The sequence below is a fragment of the Pseudomonas sp. A-R-19 genome, from assembly GCF_019956575.1.
In the GTDB taxonomy this organism is placed as follows: domain Bacteria; phylum Pseudomonadota; class Gammaproteobacteria; order Pseudomonadales; family Pseudomonadaceae; genus Aquipseudomonas.
This window is the reverse complement of the sequence record NZ_JAHBDR010000008.1, coordinates 1-4,393: the sequence shown is the minus strand read 5'-3', so window position 1 is coordinate 4,393 and position 4,393 is coordinate 1. Positions and strand designations below refer to the sequence as shown.

Genomic DNA, 4,393 nt, shown 5'->3' with positions numbered 1-4,393 from the left:
TCCTCTTCGACCGCGACACCTGGCCCGCCGGCCGCGAAAGCAAATGGCTGCGCCAGGCCCGCGCCTACGCCGGCGACACCTACGGCCTGCACCTGCCACTGATCGCCGGCACCGAAGTGGCCATCGCTTTCGAACAGGGCGACCCGGACCGCCCCTACATCGCCCACGCCCTGCACGACGACCAGCACCCCGACCTGGTGACCCAGCGCAACGACCACCGCAACGTGCTGCGCACGCCGACGAACAACAAGTTGCGCATGGACGACACGCGGGGGCAGGAGCACGTCAAGCTCAGTACCGAGTATGGCGGCAAGAGCCAACTCAACCTCGGGCATCTGGTGGATGGCCAGCGGAAGAAGCGGGGGGAAGGGTTTGAACTGCGTACGGATGACTGGGGCGCCATTCGTGGCGGCAAGGGTCTTTTCATCAGCGCGGACAAACAGGAGAAAGCCAAAGGTGCGCAACTCGACATGGACGCCGCCTTCGGCCGCCTGCAACAGGCCGGCGAACAACTGCAACAACTGTCGGTCGACGCCCAAGCCGCCAATGCCGATCCGGCTGACGTCGCGGCACAACTGAACCTGTTGCGCCAGGACCTCGAACAACTCAAATCCCAGGTCCTGCTGCTCAGCGCCCCGCAAGGCATTGCCCTCACCAGCGGCCAGCACCTGCAACTGGCCGCCGAGAAAAACCTGATGCTCAACGCCGGCGGTGAAGCCGACCTCAGTGTGATCAAGCGCCTGTTCATCGGCGTCGGCCAGGGCCTGAACCTGTTCGTGCGCAAGCTCGGCATCAAGCTGATCGCCAACCAGGGCCCGGTGAGTGTGCAGGCGCAAAACGATCGCCTGGAACTGATTGCCCGGCATGGCCTGGACATCACCAGCACCGAAGATGAAATCCACATCACGGCAAAGAAGAAAATCGTCCTCAACGGCGGTGGCAGTTACCTCAGCCTGGATGAGTGTTGCATCGAATCGGGCACGGCGGGCGATCACAACGTCAAGGCAGCGCACTTCGACTACAGCGGTCCGGCGAGCATGAAAGCCACACATCCGGATTACCCGCAAAGCCTGTCCAAACAGACGCTGCGATTCAACGTATCGCAAGCCCCCAACGCCAACCACCAAGTCTGGGCAGGCATGCCCTACACGCTGTACGCCGACGGTGCCGAGCTCAAGCAAGGTGTGCTGGACGCTTCCGGGCAACTACTGATCGATCATCAGGTGGTGACACGGGGCTACCGATTGGTCATGGCCAACGGTGTGACTTACCAGATCCCGGTGCCAACCGACTACCGCAACGCCGGACAGGCGGAACTCGCCAATCGCGGCCTGCACAACCATCCCTCGCAAGCCCACGCCGAGGTGAGTCAACCCACATCGCACACGGATCACCGAGGCCTGTATGTCACGGTGATGGAAGGAGCCAGTGATCAGGAAGGGAAAACACCATGAGCCAATACGAAATCGTGACGCCGGTCGCACTGCAGCACACCCAAGAGGTGACCTGTACCCCGCCATGGTATGTGCGCAATACCGAATACCCTCCCGCTATGGCGACTTATCAACCATTGATCAATGGGGAAGAAACGTTCCGGGCCGTGCACCTGGCCATTTCAAAGGCCAAGGCAACTGTCGACATCATCTGCTGGGGCTTTCAGCCGTCGATGTATTTCATCCGCGATGGAATATCGCCGCGTATCGGTGAATTGCTGATGGCCATGGCTCGCGAAGGCGTCAAGGTGCGGATACTGGGGTGGGAAATGCCGTTTAACAGCGCGGGTTTTGCCGACGAAGCCAATCTACCCGGTAAAGGCCCGTACCGGATATACGACCGGGCGATGCAACCCTCCACGGCTGAGCAATATGCTTATGACCGCCAGTGGTTTGCCAACTGTTCGCTAGCCGACAACATGGCCGCTGCGCATCTGGCGGCTCGCAACACGCCAGTGTTCGTCAGTCGCGGTTTCAGCGTGTTTGAAAGGGCCGAAATAGCCCATCAGGCAATGTACAAAAGTCTCGACCCGCAGGTCAGCGCCACTACGCAATTCATCCTGACTGCGACAGCGACCCATCATCAAAAAACCGTTCTTGTCGATTATGAACTGCCGGACCGTGCCGTCGGTTTCGTCATGGGTCACAACATGCTCGACGAGTACTGGGACACCAACGACCATCTGGCGGTGAACCGTGACAAGGACACCAAACCCGCCCCCAACAAGGGCCCTCGTGGCGATACCCCACGTCAGGACATTTCCAGTCAGGTCAGCGGGCCGATCCTGGAGCACCTGCACCACAACTTCGCCAGCGCCTGGCGCAAGGAAACCGGCGAGGACTTGCTCGACCTGCGCCAAGCCAAAGAGATCGGGCCGCAGCTGCAATGCTCCCCGGACGCCACCCGACAAATCGCGCAGATCCTGCGCACCCAGGCCCAGGAGGGCAAACGGGACATCGAAAAGCTCTACCTGCAAGCCGTCAACAACGCGACCCAGTTCATCTACATCGAAAACCAGTATTTCCGCTGGCCGCCACTGGCCGAATTGATCAAGGCCGTCGCCGCCGGCCAGACCAAGGCCGGGCGCGACCCCGCCATACATGGCCCCTTGCACCTGTTTGTGATCACCAACGCAAGCAAGGGCGGCATAGGCTCCGGCACCGTGAACACCCAGCGCATGCTGGAAAGCCTCGGGCATGGTCATACCATGCCAAAAATCACCGAGCTACGGCGCACCGAACAGGCAAAAGCGCAGGCTGCCGCACTGGAAACCAGCTTTGGCGAACGCCTGGAGCGTCAGGCGTTGCTCATGCTGACGGGCCTTACCGACGCGATGGGAGGAACCGATCTCAGCGATAAAGCCAGGGAAGCTCAACGGGACAGTGCTTCGGACAACAAGTGGCGGCAGGCAGTGCTCAGTGATGAAATCACGGCAATTGAGCGAGATGCTTTCGTTCGTCCTCCGGAGTTGCCCGGTCTGAAAGTCCACGTGTGCTCGCTGGTCGCCCCCGATTCGCCGGCGGGTAAGGAATGGATGCCGGTGTACATCCACTCCAAGTTGATGATTGTTGATGATGTGTTCACCACTCACGGCTCGGCCAACATCAATACCCGCAGCATGCAGGTGGATAGCGAGCTGAACATTGCTCATGAGTGGGCCAGTGTGACGCAGGCGATGCGACGGCGGTTGTGGGAGATGCATACGAATGGATTGGGCGCACAAGATGACCCGAAAAAGGCGTTCAAGGCTTGGGAGCAGATCATCAATAACAACAAAGATCGCCAATCGCAAGAATTGACGCCGGACACTCCGCTCGTCGAGTTCCACTACGGCGAATCCGACCTGTCGGACCTCGACTGATGCGCCGGGTCTTGTTGCTGACATGTCTGCTACTGGTCGCCTGCGATACCAGTAATCCTACTTCTACTTCGACCAAGGAGACGCCCTTGAACCCATTAACTGAAATCAAGGCCAAGCTGGCTTTCAGCTGTGTACACGAGCAGATCCCTGCGGCCTCCGCCGAGACCGATGTGCTGTTCCATTACGCGCGCTGGTTGCAAAAAAACAACCAGCTCAAGCAGGACAAGGCTGTTGATGCAGAGATCGAGCGCCTTTATCGCATCGCCAGTGAGAACGAGCATTACAAAGCCAATATCAACCTCCAAAACGGAGCGGTGCGCGGTACTTTCAAACTTCGGGGTGAAGAGCATTTGCGCATGAGTGAGCAACTGATCAACGCGGGAGTGGCAGCGGGATACTACTTTGTCGGTATCTTCCTGCAGCACGGCGCGGCCGGGTTGCAGAAGGATCACGAAATAGCGTTGCGTTACTACCGCAAAGCCGCCGATGAAGGTAATGCGCTAGCTCAAGCCTATGTCGCCGACAAGTTGGCGCCGATCAACATTGCCCCGGACGTTGCTCGGCAAATGCGCCGTTGTGCGGCTGAACAGGGCAATGGCAAGGCAGCCGTTGCTCTGGGTATCAACCTTAAAAATAAAGGGGAGTACCAAGAAGCGCTCGAGGTCTTCCAGATGGCCGTTGTAGCTGGTAACGAAGGCGCTGCCGGGTGGTTGGAAGAAAGCTTCCGTGGCCCTAAGCCAGATAATCGCTTGCACTACCTCGGCCAACAGGAAGACCTCGAACGCGCCGATCGCTACAAAAAAATCTGGAAAATCCTCTCGGGCTACTCCTACGCCAATCCCAAGGTCCCCGAAATCAACGAAATCCTCCCGCTGCCGCCTGCCCCGTTACCCGCCTGGGACGGCAAACTACAATGGCTCGAAGAACGCCTGGCCAATGTCCCCCCTGAAAAACCCAGCGAAGCGCTAATCAACCAACTGGCCAAAGCCAAGCTTCTCGACCCGGCCACGGGGCAGGGTCTACCGGGATCGCCTGCAT

At 59.2% G+C, this 4,393-nt stretch carries 3 protein-coding genes; all 3 read left to right on the top strand.

What is annotated here, in order from left to right; genetic code table 11:
• A partial coding sequence (locus KGA88_RS00205; protein ID WP_223588134.1) for a DUF2345 domain-containing protein occupies positions 1 to 1,454 on the top strand: 1,454 nt, incomplete at its 5' end.
• A complete protein-coding gene (locus KGA88_RS00200; RefSeq protein WP_223588132.1) occupies positions 1,451 to 3,355 on the top strand; it encodes a phospholipase D-like domain-containing protein in 1,905 nt (634 codons plus the stop codon). The genes KGA88_RS00205 and KGA88_RS00200, both read left to right, overlap by 4 nt.
• Positions 3,355 to 4,393, top strand: a 1,039-nt coding sequence (locus KGA88_RS00195; RefSeq protein ID WP_223588129.1) for a DUF6396 domain-containing protein, incomplete at its 3' end; no start/stop codon positions are given. The genes KGA88_RS00200 and KGA88_RS00195, both read left to right, overlap by 1 nt.

Bases quoted from the DNA above. Each gene is read 5' to 3' on its own strand.
- KGA88_RS00200 (WP_223588132.1), top strand. From the start codon at position 1,451: ATGAGCCAATACGAAATCGTGACGCCGGTCGCACTGCAGCACACCCAA.